Annotated in this window: 19 protein-coding genes; 5 read left to right on the top strand and 14 right to left on the bottom strand. The window is 47.4% G+C overall.

The features are described from left to right. The first annotated feature begins 55 nt into the window (after positions 1-55). Positions 56-1549, top strand: a complete 1494-nt coding sequence (locus B0475_RS05185; protein WP_157892722.1) for a peptide ABC transporter substrate-binding protein — start codon at positions 56-58, stop codon at positions 1547-1549. Here the strand turns inward: B0475_RS05185 and B0475_RS05180 are convergent, their stop codons facing one another. The 7 genes from B0475_RS05180 to B0475_RS05150 all read right to left on the bottom strand — a co-directional run bounded on the left by B0475_RS05180 (position 1550) and on the right by B0475_RS05150 (position 6180). Next, positions 1550-2101, bottom strand: a complete 552-nt coding sequence (locus tag B0475_RS05180) for a hypothetical protein (protein WP_077410702.1) — start codon at positions 2099-2101, stop codon at positions 1550-1552. A 112-nt stretch (positions 2102-2213) separates the two neighbouring features. Continuing rightward, positions 2214-2909 (bottom strand): class I SAM-dependent methyltransferase, encoded by a 696-nt coding sequence (locus tag B0475_RS05175; RefSeq protein WP_198538130.1) that lies wholly within the window; start codon positions 2907-2909, stop codon positions 2214-2216. 7 nt (positions 2910-2916) lie between these two features. Continuing rightward, positions 2917-4206 (bottom strand): citrate synthase, encoded by a 1290-nt coding sequence (locus B0475_RS05170; protein ID WP_077410700.1) that lies wholly within the window; start codon positions 4204-4206, stop codon positions 2917-2919. 241 nt (positions 4207-4447) lie between these two features. Continuing rightward, positions 4448-4693: a type B 50S ribosomal protein L31 gene (locus B0475_RS05165; protein ID WP_077410699.1), complete on the bottom strand. Its 246-nt coding sequence runs from the start codon at positions 4691-4693 to the stop codon at positions 4448-4450. Positions 4694-4811: 118 nt separating this feature from the next. After that, on the bottom strand, positions 4812-5327 hold the full coding sequence (locus B0475_RS05160) for a DUF4252 domain-containing protein (RefSeq protein ID WP_077410698.1): 516 nt from the start codon (positions 5325-5327) through the stop codon (positions 4812-4814). A gap of 12 nt (positions 5328-5339) precedes the next feature. Continuing rightward, positions 5340-5696: a hypothetical protein gene (locus B0475_RS05155; protein ID WP_077410697.1), complete on the bottom strand. Its 357-nt coding sequence runs from the start codon at positions 5694-5696 to the stop codon at positions 5340-5342. Then, positions 5689-6180 carry an RNA polymerase sigma factor gene (locus B0475_RS05150; protein WP_077410696.1) on the bottom strand — a complete coding sequence of 164 codons (492 nt, stop codon included), beginning with the start codon at positions 6178-6180 and terminating at the stop codon, positions 5689-5691. The genes B0475_RS05155 and B0475_RS05150 overlap by 8 nt, the downstream gene beginning before the upstream one ends. Positions 6181-6307: 127 nt before the next feature. On the opposite strand from B0475_RS05150, the gene B0475_RS05145 reads away from it, so the two are divergent. Next, positions 6308-7000 (top strand): hypothetical protein, encoded by a 693-nt coding sequence (locus tag B0475_RS05145; protein ID WP_077410695.1) that lies wholly within the window; start codon positions 6308-6310, stop codon positions 6998-7000. 3 nt (positions 7001-7003) lie between these two features. Here the strand turns inward: B0475_RS05145 and B0475_RS05140 are convergent, their stop codons facing one another. From B0475_RS05140 to B0475_RS05110, 7 genes are all read right to left on the bottom strand, one after another. Further along, a complete protein-coding gene (locus B0475_RS05140; RefSeq protein WP_077410694.1) occupies positions 7004-8983 on the bottom strand; it encodes an ATP-dependent helicase in 1980 nt (659 codons plus the stop codon). 101 nt (positions 8984-9084) lie between these two features. Then, positions 9085-11826, bottom strand: a complete 2742-nt coding sequence (locus tag B0475_RS05135; RefSeq protein WP_198538129.1) for a bifunctional diguanylate cyclase/phosphodiesterase — start codon at positions 11824-11826, stop codon at positions 9085-9087. A gap of 197 nt (positions 11827-12023) precedes the next feature. Then, positions 12024-12839, bottom strand: coding sequence for a bifunctional DNA-formamidopyrimidine glycosylase/DNA-(apurinic or apyrimidinic site) lyase (mutM, locus tag B0475_RS05130; RefSeq protein ID WP_077410692.1), 816 nt, complete (start codon positions 12837-12839; stop codon positions 12024-12026). A 10-nt stretch (positions 12840-12849) separates the two neighbouring features. After that, positions 12850-13734: an NAD(+) diphosphatase gene (nudC, locus tag B0475_RS05125; protein ID WP_077410691.1), complete on the bottom strand. Its 885-nt coding sequence runs from the start codon at positions 13732-13734 to the stop codon at positions 12850-12852. After that, positions 13731-14066 (bottom strand): iron-sulfur cluster insertion protein ErpA, encoded by a 336-nt coding sequence (gene erpA / locus B0475_RS05120; protein WP_077410690.1) that lies wholly within the window; start codon positions 14064-14066, stop codon positions 13731-13733. The genes nudC and erpA overlap by 4 nt, the downstream gene beginning before the upstream one ends. Beyond that, positions 14056-14499 (bottom strand): bactofilin family protein, encoded by a 444-nt coding sequence (locus tag B0475_RS05115; RefSeq protein ID WP_077410689.1) that lies wholly within the window; start codon positions 14497-14499, stop codon positions 14056-14058. The genes erpA and B0475_RS05115 overlap by 11 nt, the downstream gene beginning before the upstream one ends. Positions 14500-14515: 16 nt before the next feature. Further along, positions 14516-15271, bottom strand: coding sequence for a DUF6776 family protein (locus tag B0475_RS05110; RefSeq protein ID WP_157892719.1), 756 nt, complete (start codon positions 15269-15271; stop codon positions 14516-14518). 108 nt (positions 15272-15379) lie between these two features. Here B0475_RS05110 and B0475_RS05105 point away from each other — a divergent pair, with 108 nt between their 5' ends. The 3 genes from B0475_RS05105 (at position 15380) to nusB (ending at position 17632) form a co-directional block, all read left to right on the top strand. After that, on the top strand, positions 15380-15811 hold the full coding sequence (locus B0475_RS05105) for a CopD family protein (RefSeq protein ID WP_077410927.1): 432 nt from the start codon (positions 15380-15382) through the stop codon (positions 15809-15811). 73 nt (positions 15812-15884) lie between these two features. After that, positions 15885-17138 carry a serine hydroxymethyltransferase gene (glyA, locus tag B0475_RS05100; protein WP_077410687.1) on the top strand — a complete coding sequence of 418 codons (1254 nt, stop codon included), beginning with the start codon at positions 15885-15887 and terminating at the stop codon, positions 17136-17138. 20 nt (positions 17139-17158) lie between these two features. Continuing rightward, positions 17159-17632 (top strand): transcription antitermination factor NusB, encoded by a 474-nt coding sequence (gene nusB, locus B0475_RS05095; protein ID WP_077410686.1) that lies wholly within the window; start codon positions 17159-17161, stop codon positions 17630-17632. The last annotated feature ends 12 nt before the right edge of the window (positions 17633-17644 follow it).

The raw sequence follows: 17644 nt of genomic DNA, 5'->3' as shown, positions 1-17644 counted from the left end.
GTTTATCCCGACTGGCGCATTTATTCTGTCTGCAGTATGTGTTTTAATGAAGGCCATGAAAATCCTCTTTTGCTACCTGCTCTGCCTGGGTACTCAAATCCTTTGGGCCGCAACCGAAACCCTGAATCGTGGCAATGGCGGTGAGCCTGATTCACTGGACATTCACCAGGCCCAGGGGATCAACAGCCACAACCTGTTGATGGACCTTTATGAAGGCCTGATGACCTTCGATGCCCATGGCCAGGTGGTGACTGGGGTGGCCAGTCAACACAGCGTATCGGCCGATCAGCTGACCTGGCACTTCACCCTGAAAAGCGATGCCAAATGGAGTGATGGTCAACCAGTCACTGCCCACGACTTCCTTTATGCCTGGCAACGGGCGACCGACCCCGCAGTAGCTGCACCTTACCGCCACTTGTTCGAGCCGCTCATGCAGGACAATCAACTGAATGTTAAGGTGCTCAACCCACACGAACTGGTCTTGACCCTTAGCCGGCCAGACAGCAGCCTGCTCAATCAACTGGTGTTACCGGTGTTTTATCCATTACCATCCCATCAGCCTGAAGGAAAAGTAAGCAATGGTGCCTATGTGCTGGCAGACTGGCGTTTACAGGAATACATCGAACTGCATAAGAATTCGTTTTTTCATGATGCACAGGACGTGTATTTTTCACATGTCAGGTATTGGGTCACCGAAAACCAGAACAGTGAATTGCTGCGATTCAGGGCTGGAGAACTGGACATCACAGAAACCATACCGGACAACCAAACCGCATGGTTGAAACAACACCTGGCAAATGAGTTACGACTGGCACCATACTTCGGCACTTTTTTTCTGGGTTTAAATTTGCAGGACGCACAACTTAAAAGTAAATCACTCCGGCAGGCTTTGAATCTGGCCATCGACCGACACATACTGGTTGATAAAGTGCTCAGGTCAGGCCAGTTACCTGCACAAAGCATCATCCCGCCTCAACAGGCGCAGCCAATGGGTAATTTTGACCCGGAAAAAGCCCGCAAATTACTTGCAGAAAGTGGCTTCAAAGCACAATCCGAACAACTCGAAATCATTTACAACAACAGTGACAACCAGAAAAAAGTGGCGTTGGCTGTGGCTGCCATGTGGCGACAAAACCTGAACATCAGAACCCGTTTACGAAGTCAGGAATGGAAAGTCTTCGTCAACACCCGTAAAGGCCCCAACAAACAGATATTCCGTTCAGGATGGATCGCAGACTACCTTGATCCGGTAGACTTCCTGAACCTGTTTCACTCAGCTTCCCGTTTCAATTTCTATGCTTTTAGCAACTCAGGCTATGATCAGATTTTGTCCACACTTAACCAGACCCAGGATTCTCTCGAACGGGTCAGGCTGATCAATGAGGCAGAAGACATCCTGGCAGAGGAATTGCCAGTCATCCCCCTGTATCATTACGTATCCAGACATCTGGTCAGTCAGGAAACAGGGGGCTTCCACGATAATCACATGGACAAACACCTCAGTCGCTACCTCTATCGGCAGAACCAAAGTAAATTCAGTCCAAATTGATTACAGCAAGTCTTCCACTGAGTCGATGACAGCTGAACTGATTTTTTCCATGCGCTTGGTGGCTTTGTCAATTTTCTTCTCTGCCACAACTGGTTTTTTCAGCTTGTAATGCGTTTCCACATCTTTCATGTAACCAAGACGCCAAAGCTCTGTGTAGATGGCTTTGGGTGTCAGGCTGCCATTGGCATGTTTCTGACAAATCGCTTCAAAAGAATCTTTGTGATCATTTTTGAGGATTTTTTTGGTGTTATTCTTTTCACAATAGGCCACCACATCAAGGAATACTTTCTGCACCTTAGTTGGTTTGAGCTTGATTTCATCGCTGTTCAGATAGGGCGCGATGAAACGCCGGTCAATACCAGTTCTGGCTGAAATTTCAACCACAGTGGATTTCTTCTTTTCTTTTTTGGCTTCACGCACCATGTGCATCTTATAGTATTCAACCAATTCTTTATAAGAAAAGTCGTTTTGCAAGGTGGCCTGAGCAAGAATTTTCGCGATCTGCGAGACGGCCTGACTCATCGGAGTCACGGTAACTTCGTTGTTTTTCATTTTTACACACTTTTTTATTCACACATTTACATTATATAAAATATACATATAAGTAATCATTAAATATTGTGAATTAACGTGTATTTTGTCTTGAATTCGACATAATGAGCTGTTAAAGCAGTTGATATGCATCAAAACGACAGCTTTTGCCACTGATTTGGAAAGTGGGTTTACGATTCACCAGCAATGGAGCTTTGGGTGGACGTTTGATCACCACCCGCTGACAATCTGCCTGTAGTGCCATGTTGAGTAAATCAACAGCATTGTCATCCTGTTGTTGATGAATGTGCTGAAACAGTTGCATGTCTTTTTTGACTTTGGCAGATTTACTTCTGGCTGGGAACATCGGATCCAGGTAGATCACATCAAACCCTGGTTGCTGCATTTGTTTTTCCGCACTCATCAGCTGCAATTCAAAGGCCTCACCACCAGCTTGCTGCAGACGCCGAAGACCATCTGTCAGCAATGCATGAACCAATGGATGTTGCTCACACGCAGTCACCTGAAAACCACTGCTGGCCAGCAAAAAACTGTCTTTACCCATGCCACAGGTGGCATCCAGGATGTGAGGTCGCTGTATGGACTTGATCTGGCAGGCTTTGATCAGGTGTTCACCACCCACATGGCCACTGGCCCGGTAGGCCAGTGAACCCTGCACAAAATCCACCGTCACCCGTGTTTTAGGCTGTTGCCGGTCCTGCAAAAACAAAACCCCATCCACCAGGGACAGGGTCATCGATGTGGGCACATGCCTGATGACTTCAGCAGCATCCAGACCCAACGAGGTCAGGTGCGTTGCCACAGTCACCGCAGCATCAACGCTTGTTGATTGACACGTAATCTCTGGTGGTCGCTCCACCATAGACCTGGCGGGGGCGGCCGATACGGGTATCTGGTGTCTCGTACTGTTCCAACCATTGCGAAGTCCAACCCACGGTTCTGGCGATGGCGAACATCACGGTAAACATCTGCACAGGGATGCCCAGGGCTTTGTAGATGATGCCTGAGTAAAAGTCCACATTGGGGTACAGTTTACGGGCCACAAAATATTCATCCTGCAAAGCAATTTCTTCCAGCTTCATGGCCAGCTCAAGCTGCGGATCCTGAATACCCAGGTCTTCCAGCACTTCATGACAGGCTTTTCTGATGATGGTGGCGCGGGGATCAAAGTTTTTATACACCCGATGCCCAAAACCCATCAAACGGAACGGATCATTCTTGTCTTTGGCCTTGGCCACGTATTTATCAATTTGACTGACGTCACCAATTTCATCAAGCATGTTCAGTACGGCTTCATTGGCCCCGCCATGCGCTGGTCCCCATAATGAAGCAATACCGGCTGAAATACAGGCAAACGGGTTGGCTCCGGTCGAACCCACCAGACGCACTGTTGATGTACTGGCGTTTTGTTCGTGATCGGCATGCAGGATAAACAGCAAATCGAGGGCTTTGGCGGCCACCGGATTGATTTCGTATGGTTCAGCAGGCACGCCATACATCATGTGTAACAGTCGCTCAGTGAAACCCAGTTTGTTTTTCGGGTACATGAATGGCTGTCCGACATAGTTCTTATAGACTGCGGCAGCCACTGTGGGCATTTTGGCAATCAGGCGGATGGCAGCCATGCGGCGGTCTTCCGGGTTATTGACATTCATACCGTCATGATAAAAAGCAGAGAAAGAACCAATCACACTCATCATCATGGCCATTGGATGGGCATCATACTGGAAGCCTTTCATGAATGAACGAATCTTTTCATGAACCATCGTGTGGCGGGTGATTTCCTGGTTGAAGGCATCATACTGCTCTTTGTTTGGCAACTCACCATTCATCAACAAGTAAGTGACTTCCATGAAGTTACTTTGTTCTGCCAGTTGTTCAATCGGGTAACCGCGGTACAACAACACACCTTTGCCACCATCAATGAATGTGATGTCACTTTTGCAGGCTCCGGTGGCTGCAAAACCTGAGTCATAGGTAAAGTATCCGGTTTGCTTATGCAGGGTTTTGACATCAAAGGTGGGTGGGCCCATGGCAGCCCGGATCACCGGCAATTCTGCGGTTTTACCTTCCGGGGTAATCACTTTAACGACATCTTCACTCATTTAGAACTCTCCAATTTCGGGTCTTTTTTATTATTTCATCAGGCGGGTCAATCTGGCGTGCAGGACCCGATTCATACAATCGTTCATTTTAACACCTTAACCACCTGAGACAAAGCAGTTTACCAATCATACCTTGGTCTAATGGTCAGCATGTCTGATGTTTGGTCTGTAAGTGTTGTCAAAATAGCAGACACAAAAAAGCCCGAAAACTTCGGGCTTTAATGCGAATGTATTGAGATGTTTACTTTCTTTGGTATCTGCGTTTGAATCGATCCACACGTCCACCGGAATCAGCCACTTTTTGCTTACCAGTGTAATATGGGTGTGATTTTGAAGAAATCTCGATTTTTACCAACGGATACTCATTGCCATCTTCCCATTGAATGGTGTCTTTGGTGTGGATGCAAGAACGGGTCAGGAAGGCAAAGTCAGCGCCTGCGTCCTGAAAGACCACTTCTCTGTATTCTGGATGAATATCTTTTTTCATAACTGTTTCCAATGTTCTGTTCAAACAAGACGGCGTATTTTAAAGACTAGTCCTGGTAAAGTAAAGCCCGCAATTGACTTTTTATGCGGGCTTTTCACTGATCTGGGGTTGCAGGATATTAATTGAGCTCCAAATCATCAAGATCGACATCAAAACGACCCATCAGACCAGCCAGGTCCTTGAGCATGATCTGACCACCGATTTTAATCACCACCAGCTCCGATTCATCATCCAATGACATCACTGACAGTCCCTGCATGCTTTCACCACCCATCTCAGCCATGATGAACACCGTTGAGTCATCTTCACGGATGGCCGCCAATTGCTCCATGCCCAAAGCTTTCATTTCACTGGCCGTGGCATTGATGAAAGACTTGATCTGCCCAAGGTCTCCTTTAAAATCTCCGTCATCCAGGCGATATACCCGAACTGAAATCTCAGTGAGGTTTTTCATCACATCAGATACTTGTTTTTCTTCACTGGTCATGCCACTGAGTAAACTGAGCATGGCCGGACCAAGGTTAATTTCAACCGATGGCTCAACCTGCATCAGGGTTTGCAATTTATCCAGCACATTCTGCGCACTGAGCGGCATGCTCAGCAATGCCAGTATAAAGATGATGGTTTTTTTCATTTTGTTACTCCACTAAATCTGTGCCATGGATTTAGAAACTGGTACGATGATCGCTGGCTTAATACCCAGCGTGTTGGTGTCTTCCAGGGTCTTTTCACTGATTTTTTGCATATAGTGCATGGCAATTTGCATGTCCCTTTCAGCCTGTGCCAACTGATCCTGATGATGGTTATTCCACACCAGGCCCAATGAACACAATGCCACAAAGGAAAAAGCCATGGCCGGTTTAAGCCACTGCACTGAATTATTCAGTCCCACCCGGTCATACAAACCTTGCTTCATTGAGGACGGACATTTAACCTGCCGTGCCTGTTCAAAATAATTGGTCAGTTCTTCTGACACCTGTTGTTCAATTGATTGCTCACGCATATGTTCTTTCCAAACTTTCTTTTAACTGTTTTCTGGCCCGGTGCAAATACACCTTTGTCTGAGATAAACTCAGGTCCAGGGAATCGGCCAATACCTGATAACTCAGGCCATTCACTTCCCGCATCACCACCAGTGATTTGTACGGTTCATCAAGCTGACTGATCGCGTCAGCAATTTCTCCGGACAATTCCTGATTGATGACTTCATCACTGGCAGAAGGCGATACATCACAGCCCACCGCCTGGGCGATCTGGTATTCCACGGCATGTTTTCTTCTGCGCAGTATGTCCAGACATTGATTCCTGGTGACTTTATACAACCAGGCCTTTTCAAATTTTCCGCCTTGTTCACGGCGCTCCCACAACTTAATGAAGGTGTCCTGAACCACATCTTCAGCTTCCAGCTGATTGCCCAACATCTGATACGCGAGGGCGTACAATCCATGCTGGTTCTTACTTACTTGTAACCGGTACCAAATACTCATTCTATCAGTTATGTGCGCTTTTCTATGTTTAAGACGGTTTATTTTTAAATTTGTTACAAATTTCAAAAAAAAATCACCCTTAATTACATTATGCTGTTCATTTGCAACTGTAAAGGGGTTTCTCAAGATGATTCAGCACGTAAAAACAGTGATGGCTGGTGTGGTTTTGGCGATACTGACCGGCTGTGGCAGTCAACCGGTAAAACCGCAAACAAATCATGATTCACTGATCGCGGCATTGATCGCTCAGGACAAAACACGCATCATCGCCCTGCGTGAACAGCTGAACATCGGCACCAAAAACAGCAACATCATTACTTTGTACACCTATGCCATGCAAGATCAACCTTATCAGCTGATCAATCATGCCCAGGTCTTACTGCCCAATATTCACCACTACAGTTTTTATCAGCAACTGCTGCTCAAGCCACTGCTGTTGTGGGCTTATGCGCATCCGATTTACCGCATGGAAACTGCCAAGCAGGTTCGAATTCTACAGCGCGAACAATTACTGGTGGCGCCCAGTCAAATCGATTTTGTCGCCTGTGAATCTCAACAACAGGGCTGTGCTTATCAGCTTCGCACCCAATTGGCACACATCATCAGTCCACAAGAACTGACTGAGGCATTAACGGACATGGCGGAAAATGATCCGTGCATCAACCTCACTGAAGAAAACCTGGCCGGCGATTTCGCCAATCAGTGTCTGGCCAGCCGCAAGGGTGATTTGAAAATTAATCTGTCCAGCGCTCCGCAATTTTTGTTCAACCAATGGGAAGCAGTCTTCACCGGCCAGCAGGCTTTTGACAACCAACCCTGACTTTCAGGAATCCAGCATCGCTTTAAGGGCGGCAAAATTTTTCTTGTTATTGGCTTTTTGTTCGGCTTCTGTGGGTGCGTTTTGCCGCTTACCAGCCAGCAATTCTTCAGGAATTTCATCCAAAAAACGACTGGGACCGAATACGTCTTCTGTACCTTCAGGCTGAAATTTCCGTTTGCGCTTCTTTACATAAGAAATTTTCAACTGTCGCATCGCCCGCGTAATTCCCACGTACATCAACCGGCGTTCCTCTTCAATGGCTTCGTTTTCATCATCGGCGTCGGCCATTGAATTCGCGTGTGGCAAAATGCCCTCTTCCACACCAATCAGGTAAACATGTTCAAACTCCAGACCTTTAGCGGCATGCAGGGTCATCAACCTGACTGCGTCACCCGCTTCTTCATCATCCTGACTGGTCTGCAATGACAGGTAATTGAGCAGATCCTCCATTGCCAGGTGCTCTTTACCACCAATGGCCTCAACCCACTTAAGAAAATCTTTTACCAATTTGCTTTTGTTGATCTTTGCCATTTTGTTATTGGCTGACAGATTGACCCAATTCAGGTAGTCAATCTCCCTGACCAGTGAAGCCACCACCTGTTCTGCACTGCGACTGAGTTGTTGGTGGTGTTTGATGATGCGCACAAATTCCTTGATCCTGAGTTGTGCCTGTGCGGGTAACGCAGACAATTTCTCCGGTTGGTTGCAAACTGCCAAAAAGCCCATGTTTTGTTGTTTGGCCAATTGCGAAATGTGTTTCACCGTCTGCATACCGATACCCCGTTTGGGGGTGTTGATCACCCTCAGGAAAGCAGCGTTGTCTTTGGGGTTACTCAACAGCCGGATATAGGCCATCAGGTCTTTGATTTCAGCGTAATCAAAAAAAGAACGGCCTCCCGACATTTGATAAGGTACGTTATTCACCCGCAATGCCTGTTCCATCAGTTTAGCCTGATGGTTCGAACGATAAAGAATGGCATAATCCTGATAGTTCTTATGATGTACCTTGCGTTGGAACATGATATCAGTGATCACCTGCTCAGCCTCTTCTTCAGCGCTTCGGTAGGGAGTGAGGTGGATCAGTTCACCCTGTCCCAGATCACTCCAGATCTTTTTTTCAAACGGATGTGGATTGTGTTTGATCACCGCATTGGCGGCATTCAGAATGGTGCTGCTGGAACGGTAATTTTGTTCAAGTTTGACCACTGCCAGCGTTGGAAAGTCTTTTTGCAGCAATGACAGATTTTCAATTTGCGCACCCCGCCAGCCATAAATGGATTGGTCATCATCACCCACACAAGTCAGGTGACTGCCCTGCCCCATCAACTGCCTGACCAGCTGATACTGACTGGTGTTGGTGTCCTGATATTCATCGACCATCAGATAGCCAATGTGTTGACGCCATCGATGCAGAACCTCTGGCTGGTTGTTCAACAACCACAAGGGCTGAAGAATCAGGTCATCAAAATCCATGGCATTGATGCTCAACATATAATCCAGATAATGCTGATAGATTTCAGCCGCCATGGGAACAGTGGTATCTACCTGATCAGGCCGCCAGCCTTTGTTTTTCCAGCCAGAAATTTGCCACTGCAACTGGTTTGCCAATTCTTTTTTTATGCCTCTGGGTAACAACTCCTGGATGACTTTCTGACACTCAGTTGCATCGAGGATGCTGAAGCCCCGCATAAAACTGGTGTGTGAAATTTCCTGCTGCATCAGTCTCAGACCAAGGGCATGAAAGGTGGAAATATTCAGGGCCTCGCCACCGGCTACCATCGACATCGCCCGCTGCTTCATTTCTTTGGCTGCTTTGTTGGTGAAGGTGATGGCAAACAGCCGCTGCGGCTCACATAAATCCAGATTCACCAGATATGCCATTTTTTCTGTGATTACCCGGGTTTTCCCGCAGCCGGCACCAGCCAGCACCAAAAGTGGTTGGTCGGTTTTTTCAACGGCTGCTTGTTGTTGCGGATTCAGCAAGGTGAATGGCGGTCTTTAGAAAAGCGGCCATCTTAGCCAATCATTGGGGTCATTGACAAGCCATTGATGCAGCAAAAAAGTTAGGGTTGTTCTTTAAATGGTCAACTCAAGGTTAACAAGTCACCCGGTTTACCAAACAGATAACCCTGAAAATAGTCACAACCAATGTCTTTGAGGATACTGAATTGTTGTTCCGTCTCCACCCCTTCGGCGACGGTTTGCAAGTTCAGGTGTTTGGCCATTGAGATGATGGTTTCAATGATCACCCGTGATGAATTGTCCTTGTCCAGATCGAACACAAAACTTTTGTCTATTTTCAGGTAATCAATCGGCAATTGCCTGAGGTACTCCAATGATGAATAACCAGTGCCAAAATCATCAATGGCGATCATCACACCCATTTCTTTGAGGCGATTGAATTTATATTGAATCTCATTAAAACTACCGACCACCACCCCTTCAGTCAACTCAATCACCAGGTTGTTTTTACCAATGTTAAAGCGTTTCATCATTTGATCGATGTACATGATGAAGCCCTGTTGGTGAAACTGCTTGGATGACACATTCACCGAGATGTTGTATTGACAGTCCATGATTTTCAAGCAAGCATGAGAAATCACCCAGCGACCCACTGACTGGATGAGGTCAGTGTCTTCTGCCACCGGAATGAACTCATCAGGGAACAAGGTTTCCTGCTCACTGAAAATCCGGATCAGGGACTCAAAAGCCACCACCTGACGATCCCCATCGACAATAGGCTGATACTTCAAGATAAAGTGATCATGGTTTACTGCATTGCGCAACACCTGTTCGACAAACAACATCTTGTCGTTGTCTTTTTTCATGCTTTCATGGTACATGGTCACCTGATTACGACCTTGTTCCTTGGAACGGTACATTGCCACGTCTGCCTGCCTGATCACATCGTTGACTGTGACATCTTGAAACGGATAAATGGCAATTCCCATGCTCACTGTGCAGATGTGATGGTGTCCGTTGATGTCATAAGGTTCAGCCAACTGATCAATGATTTGTTCCGCCAGTATAATGATCTGCACGCCGGCGTCATTGGCATTGCTGTATTCACAATCGGTGGCCATAACAAATTCATCACCACCAAACCGGGCAATGACTTTAAATTCGGCTTCAAAGGTTTCCAGCCGGGAAGCAATGTTCAGCAACAATTGATCACCGAAATGATGACCCAGGGCATCGTTGAGCACCTTGAAACGATCCATATCGAGGAACAACACCGCACCATAGGTTTTGTGCTGCTGACTTTTTTTCAACAGCGCCTTTAATTCGCTTTGAAATTTTTGTCGGTTAGGCAACTGTGTGAGGTAGTCATGAAAGGCCAGGTGATGTATTTTTTCGGTGTCATTTTTTTTGTCAGTGATGTCGACCAGCATGCCCATCACCTCCCTGGAGTCAGAGAAATCTTCAGGAATATGCAACACATCCCTGAACCATCGATACTGACCATCGGCATGTCGCAAACGGTATTCTATTTCAATATTGGCTTCCTGATCATGTTCCTGAAGCATGGCATCTTTAACCATGGAGAGGTCATTGGGGTGGATTTTCCGGGTGAAAAAATGTGGTTCACTGAGCCATTGGTTGACCGAGTAACCCAAAATCGCTTCTGCTTCCTGGCTGACAAAAGTCACCTGATCCAGACCGAGGTTTACCTTCCAGAAAATCACTGGCTGGGTGTCAATGATGCGCTGATAATCCAGGTTCCGAGCCTGCAATTCTTTATTGATTAAATTCAGTTGCAGGGTGCGTTCGGTGACTTCGCGTGCGGTCAGCACATGTCTGCCGGTTAAAGTCAGCATGCCCACACTGGCAAATCCGGCAAAGGTCAGGGCAATGAATAAACTGAGCCATAAACCTGACGACCCTTCTTCAGCAAAAAACTGATTGGTCGGGGTCATCGTCAGGCGATGGCGTTGACCTGTCATGTCGAATTCGCGTCGTATCACATGGTTTTCATAACGGGTGGTCACCACATCCTGACTGAGATACAGTTGCCGAAACGCGCCATCCTGCCAGACTTCAAGTTCTGTTTTATAACTGTCCAGATTCAACAAATCCTGTTCCTGTTGCAGGTAACTTTGAAGTTCACCGGCATCCATCTCATCAGAAATCACCACATTGACCAGGTAGTTTTGATGTGTTCTGATGATTTCATTGATGCGTTGTTCTTCATAGTTCTTAAAAGAATTGAACAGCATAAAGACCAATAAAAAACCGCCCAGGCTTGGCAAAGCCACGGTGATGATTCTGGGTTGCCAGATGGTTCTCGGACGGGCAAGTAATGACATCACGATGGGGGTGAAGATCATCACACTCAGCAAATCACCTGAGTACCACAAAAATCCTTTGGTGAAATAATCACCGGTGTTGTAATGCCCTGCAGCGGTTAGCAATATGGCAAATACAGTGGTGGTCAGCAAGCAAGGCAGGACACAGGCATACAGAAAAAATCTACTGATTTTCCTGAACTGAATCAGTCGTGGGTGGGGGCCCATCATACGCCTGGCCAGGAAACCAGCAAACAATGGCCTGAAAACATTATTCAGGTACAGCAAAAAATCATAAAATGTGGTTTTGTTCCAGCCAAAATCCACGTGCACCTGGTACAACACAAAACTGTTGATTAGCTCACCCAGCATGATCGCCGGGATGATCTTTCTGCCCCAAACCATGATCAGGCCCACACCAATCCCGGCAGCAGGCCAGATGGTCACTGACAAAGTGGGTCTGACCATGTATTTATGGGCGAGGATACAACAAGTGGTGAACACCAGTGCGGCCACCAGATTGATAGCTGTCCACTTCAACAATGACTGAACACCGTTTCTCACAATTCACCCGAAAACATCTTAATGATGATAACCAAAGCCCTGTGTTTATTCAAGCACAGATGAACCAGCACTCTGGTTAAATTTCATTGACTTACACTGGATTATTAGAAACAGCTTCAGTTATAGGTGATACGAAAAGCAGTGCCATTTAGCGCACCTTTTTTCATCTAAGATCAGGTTTGACAACCCGGGCAATAGTAACTGGCTCGCTGACCCAAGGTGATGTTGATGATGGTTTTACCACACTGTAGACACGATTGATCAGCCCGGCCATAAACATTCAGTTGTTGTTTGAAATACCCGGGTTGGCCGTCGGTACGACGGAAGTCCCGCAAGGTAGTTCCACCAGCCTGGATCGCCAGTTCCAGCACTTGTTTAATGGTTGCGGCCAGTTTTTGATACCGCTGTAAAGCTATTCTGCCAGCCTGTCTGTCGGGCCTGATACCTGCCAAAAAAAGGGCTTCTGAAGCATAAATATTGCCCACACCAACCACCACATGATTATTCATGATCAGGTTTTTAACTGCCACTGTGCGTTTTCCTGCGGCTTGTTTCAGCCATTGGCCGTCAAACCCAGCTGACAGCGGCTCAGGACCTAAAGATGCCAGCAATTGATGGGATTCAATGGGCTCATCAGTCCACAACACACAACCAAAACGACGGGGGTCATTGAGCCTGAGCGCATATCCGTTTTCCATGACCAACTCAAAATGATCATGTTTTTGGTATACCTCATCCGGACGCACCACACGCATCATGCCCGACATGCCCAGGTGCATGATCAGATGTGATTGATCAGACAATTCAAGCAACAGATATTTGGCCCTGCGCCACAAGCGCTTGATGCTCAGACCAGTCAGGTCATTGACTTCAGGCGGAATGGGCCAGCGTAAAGATGCATTGCGCACATTGACCGAATCAATGACCTGCTGATCAAGCCAGGGTTCGATTCCCCGGAGGGTGGTTTCAACTTCGGGTAACTCAGGCATCGGTGATCAATCAGATCCGTTTGCCAAGGAAATGACTGATCAGGTTATTGGCCACCGTGAAACGTGGTGATAAAATGATTGAGCCATCTTTGGCCCATTTAATCAGTTCATCTTTGTGGAACCAGCGAACATCTTCCATCTCATCGTCCAGACGGATGTCATCAGAGACCGCTTCGGCATTGAATGCCAACATCAGCGAAGAAGGAAAGGGCCAGGGCTGTGAACCGAAATAAGTGACGTTTTTGATCCGTACATTGGACTCTTCATAGATTTCCCGGTGGACGGCATCTTCGATTGACTCGCCAGCTTCTACAAAGCCAGCCAAAGTTGAATACACGTTCGGGGGCCAGGTGTGCTTACGACCCAGCAGGCACTGATCACCTTTGGAAACCAGCACAATCACCGCTGGCTCAATGTGCGGAAATTGTTCATGACCGTTTTCACAGACCATTTTATGACCTGAGCTTTCCAGGTGATTACGGGTGCCGCATTTGGAACAGAAATTTTTCTGCCGCTGCCACAAATCCAATCCTCTGGAATACAAGGCAATGTGGGCCATGTCATCATTCAGCGCCATGGCATATTGACGAATTGACTCAAACTGACATTCCAATTGAATTTCCAAAGCGACGGCTTCTTTTTCAGTCAACCCACATCCAAACCACAGTTCGTCGTTGAGGATACCCAGAAAACTTTGGTTGTCTGGTTTTCCCAGCGGCATCGGTGACACATAGAATTCCTCATCCGAGTCAGGATAAATGTGGTTACCCCGGTAAACCGGCACATAATGACAGGTTTTGAATTTTTTCAGCTGTTTGATGCGCTGCTTTTGTTCGCGCATATTGGCACAGCGATCCAGTTCGGTTCGGATGAAGTGAATCTGATCGGCTTTCATATGGCAAATGAACTGCCACAACCACAAGTGGATTTGGCATTGGGATTGGACACCACAAAACGGGAGCCCTGAAGATCCTCCAGATAGTCCACCGTGGAACCCATCAGGTAAGGGAAACTCATTGGATCAACCATCATTTGTACCCCGTGATCTTCAACCACCACATCGCCATCGGTGATGTCTTCCTCAAAGGCAAATCCGTATTGAAACCCTGAACAGCCTCCACCAATGATGTACACCCTGAATTTCAAATCAGGGTTCATCTCCTCGAGAACCAGCTGACTGATTTTACTGGCCGCTGATGATGACAAATGAATGGGGTTATTTTCCATCTTTTTCAGCTTTCTTGTTGCTGATCGGAGTTACATCGCCGCCCTGATAAATCAGTTTGCCATTCACCTGTGAACCGGTTTCCATTTCAATGTTGACATAGAAAATATTGCCGTTGATGCGGGCTTTGGAGTTGACTTCCATTTTACCGGTCACCGTGATGTCGCCTTCCACGGTGCCATTGATGTTCAGGTTACCCGTTTTCAGTGAACCATTAATGCGGCCTGAGTCACTGATGATCAGGGTGTCATTTTCAGTGGTTGAAACGATCGAACCTTCAACACTGCCCAACAGATGCATGTTGCCTGAAAAAGTCAGATCACCCTTGATGGTGGTGTTGGGTCCGATGATGGTATCAATGTCCTGATGAGGTTGGTTACTGGCCATAATTTTTCCTGTCTCTTTGTTGTTTTTTTGTTGCTTGCTGTTAAACATGTGATTTCAGCCTGTGTTAGTCGGTTTGCGATGCAGCTGACAGAGCCTGTTCCAGCGCTTTTTCACGCCAGATTTCACTCCAGTCAAAGGTTTCTGTGATCGCAGACTGCCGTTTATTGTTGCTTTGTAATTCTACTAAAAGCGTGGTGGGAATAAAACCTTTGGGTAAACTGATTGTGTATTTCTTGATTTGAAAATATTTGAATGAATAGGCATCATCCAGTTTGAATTGATCGACCAGATCCAACACCTGTCCCTGACCCTCAACAATGCCGGTCAATTGTAATCCAATCACGCCTTCAACGACTTGAGCCCGCTGCAGTTTTTGTGCCAGCACCAACTTAATTGAAAGCATGTCTGTATCGCCGGAGGCTTCCAGATCAAAGACCCTGAGTGACTTGATGTCATCTTTGTGACTCAGCAGATTCTCATAAAAAGCCAGATCAACCCTCAGTGTGTCTTTTTCTTCGGTCAACAGCATCAGATTACGCTGCAACTCAGCGATGGCCTGTTCTTTGACTTTTACCTCGGTTTGCAGACGACTGATGGTTTTCAGCTGTTGTTCATTGGTCAGCGCCAACTCCTGATTAACCTCTTCCCAGGTTTCTTTCTGCCCTTTAAAGGCATTCAATACATCAATGTTGCTGTATCGACCAATCACGAAAGCCATGGCCGCCAGTCCCAACAAAGAAAACAGCAACCAATGCTGACGGATAAAGGATGGTTTTTCCTCAGCCTGGGTAAGCACATATTTTGGGGTTTTGACAGTCACTGCACTTGTCGATTGTTCAAAAAAAACGGCATTATAACACCGGCTTGGTAATCTCAGGTTAAAATGCCCCAACACCCACAGAATCACATCATCAGCGAGGAATCAATCATGCTCTGGATCAAAACTTTTCACGTTTTCTTTGTGGTCAGTTGGTTTGCCTGTCTGTTTTACCTGCCCAGACTGTATGTCAACCATGCCCAAACCACCGAAAAGCCCTTGTGTGAGATGTTGCTGGGAATGGAGCACCGGCTGATCAAAATGATGTGGTTCACCTTTTGGGGCACCTTGATATCTGCCCTCCTGCTGGTATACAGCATCGCCGGCAGTTTCTGGCTGGACTACATCAAACAAGGCTGGTTTATTGCCAAAGTGGCGCTGGTTGCCGGGCTGGTGTTTTATCATTTCTGGTGTATCCGCATCCACCACCATTTCCGGGCCGGCACTGAACAACACAGCCACGTTTGGTTCAGGGTCTTCAATGAAGTACCGGCCCTGGCATTGCTGGTGGTGGTTTACCTGGTGATTGCCAAGCCTTTTTGATTAACGGCTTTTGGTGACAGGCCTGGTTGGACAGGTTAAAATACCGCCTTTTTAAAGCACCACTGACACGCCCATGTTTGACAAATCACTGAAACTGGCCCAGGCCGATGCGGAATTGTACGCTGCCATAGAAGCAGAAAACCAACGTCAGGAAGATCACATCGAGTTGATCGCCTCAGAAAATTATTGTTCACCAGCGGTGATGGAAGCCCAGGGCTGCCAGATGACCAACAAATACGCAGAAGGCTATCCCGGCAAACGCTATTACGGTGGTTGTGAACACGTAGATGTGGCAGAAAACCTGGCGATTGCACGGGTCAAAGAACTGTTCGGCGCAGCCTATGCCAACGTCCAGCCACACTCTGGATCACAGGCCAACCAGGCCGTGTTTCTGGCCCTGTTACAACCAGGTGACACCATTCTGGGCATGTCACTGGCCCATGGCGGCCACCTGACCCACGGTGCCAAAGTGAATGTCTCAGGCAAACTGTTCAATGCCATTCAGTATGGCATTGATGAAACCACCGGTGAAATTGATTTCGACGAAGTCCGTGCTCTGGCCAAAGAACATCAGCCCAAGTTAATCATTGGCGGCTTTTCGGCTTATTCCAAACGCATCGACTGGCAACGCTTCAGGGACATTGCTGATGAAGTGGGTGCTTACTTTATGGTTGACATGGCCCACGTCGCTGGCCTGATTGCGGCCGATGTCTATCCATCACCAGTCAACATCGCTGATGTCACCACTTCCACCACCCACAAAACCTTGCGAGGACCAAGGGGTGGCATCATCCTGGCCAAAGCCAACACTGAAATCGAGAAAAAGCTCAACTCACTGGTGTTCCCGGGCATTCAGGGCGGTCCACTGATGCACGTCATCGCCGCCAAAGCCACGGCTTTTAAAGAAGCCCTGCAACCCGAATTCAAAACCTACCAGCAACAGGTGGTGAACAATGCTCAGGTGATGGCTCAGGTGTTCATTGATCGCGGTTACAATGTGGTTTCAGGCGGCACGGAAAACCACTTATTCCTGTTGGACCTGGTTGACAAGGACATCACCGGCAAAGACGCTGAAGCGCGGCTGGGTGAAGCCCACATCACCGTCAATAAGAATTCCGTTCCCAATGACCCAAGATCACCGTTCGTCACCAGCGGTTTACGACTGGGCACCCCGGCAGGCACCACCCGTGGTTTCGGTGAAGCGGAGTTTTCTCAAATGACCCATTGGATGTGTGATATCCTAGATGACATGGACAACGATGAAGTTGTCACCAGGGTGCGTGAACAGGTATCACAACTGTGTCAGCAATTTCCGGTTTACGGATAAACCAGGCAGCAGGAACAAACATGGTCAACAAAAAACACAAACGACTCCCTGAGCCATTGGCACGTAAACACCGTGCCCGCAAGCGACTGGTACAGGCGCTGTATCAGATGCATTACAACGACATGACGGCCCGCGTGGTGATCGAACAATTCCTTGAAGAGCAGGATTTCAACAAAGTAGACACCGAGTTTTTCAAAGCCGCATTGCGTTACATTGAAGCCAATCGAGCAGAAGTCGAATCATACATAGACCCCCATCTGGGGCGGGAAAAATCCGCTTTGGGTGCCGTCGAGTATGCCGTGTTGACCATGGCCACATATGAACTGCTCAAACACCCGGAGACCCCGTTTAAAGTGGTGATCAATGAGGCCATTCTGATGGCCACTGAATTTGGTGCCGAAGGCGGTCACACCTTCGTCAACGGCGTACTGACCAAAGTGGCAGCAGCCACCCGATCGATTGAAATGGGTGCCGCATCAAAGAATTCGAACTGATTCAATACCTCC

Source organism: Marinicella sediminis, from assembly GCF_002000055.1.
GTDB classification, from domain to species: Bacteria; Pseudomonadota; Gammaproteobacteria; order Xanthomonadales; family Marinicellaceae; genus Marinicella; species Marinicella sediminis.
This window is presented reverse-complemented; position numbering and strand designations above follow the sequence as displayed.

Coding starts and splice junctions, on each gene's coding strand:
- B0475_RS05185 (WP_157892722.1), top strand. CDS start 56: ATGAAAATCCTCTTTTGCTACCTGCTCTGCCTGGGTACTCAAATCCTT.
- B0475_RS05180 (WP_077410702.1), bottom strand. CDS start 2,101: ATGAAAAACAACGAAGTTACCGTGACTCCGATGAGTCAGGCCGTCTCG.
- B0475_RS05170 (WP_077410700.1), bottom strand. CDS start 4,206: ATGAGTGAAGATGTCGTTAAAGTGATTACCCCGGAAGGTAAAACCGCA.
- B0475_RS05165 (WP_077410699.1), bottom strand. CDS start 4,693: ATGAAAAAAGATATTCATCCAGAATACAGAGAAGTGGTCTTTCAGGAC.
- B0475_RS05160 (WP_077410698.1), bottom strand. CDS start 5,327: ATGAAAAAAACCATCATCTTTATACTGGCATTGCTGAGCATGCCGCTC.
- B0475_RS05155 (WP_077410697.1), bottom strand. CDS start 5,696: ATGCGTGAGCAATCAATTGAACAACAGGTGTCAGAAGAACTGACCAAT.
- B0475_RS05150 (WP_077410696.1), bottom strand. CDS start 6,180: ATGAGTATTTGGTACCGGTTACAAGTAAGTAAGAACCAGCATGGATTG.
- B0475_RS05145 (WP_077410695.1), top strand. CDS start 6,308: ATGATTCAGCACGTAAAAACAGTGATGGCTGGTGTGGTTTTGGCGATA.
- mutM (WP_077410692.1), bottom strand. CDS start 12,839: ATGCCTGAGTTACCCGAAGTTGAAACCACCCTCCGGGGAATCGAACCC.
- nudC (WP_077410691.1), bottom strand. CDS start 13,734: ATGAAAGCCGATCAGATTCACTTCATCCGAACCGAACTGGATCGCTGT.
- erpA (WP_077410690.1), bottom strand. CDS start 14,066: ATGGAAAATAACCCCATTCATTTGTCATCATCAGCGGCCAGTAAAATC.
- B0475_RS05115 (WP_077410689.1), bottom strand. CDS start 14,499: ATGTTTAACAGCAAGCAACAAAAAAACAACAAAGAGACAGGAAAAATT.
- B0475_RS05105 (WP_077410927.1), top strand. CDS start 15,380: ATGCTCTGGATCAAAACTTTTCACGTTTTCTTTGTGGTCAGTTGGTTT.
- glyA (WP_077410687.1), top strand. CDS start 15,885: ATGTTTGACAAATCACTGAAACTGGCCCAGGCCGATGCGGAATTGTAC.
- nusB (WP_077410686.1), top strand. CDS start 17,159: ATGGTCAACAAAAAACACAAACGACTCCCTGAGCCATTGGCACGTAAA.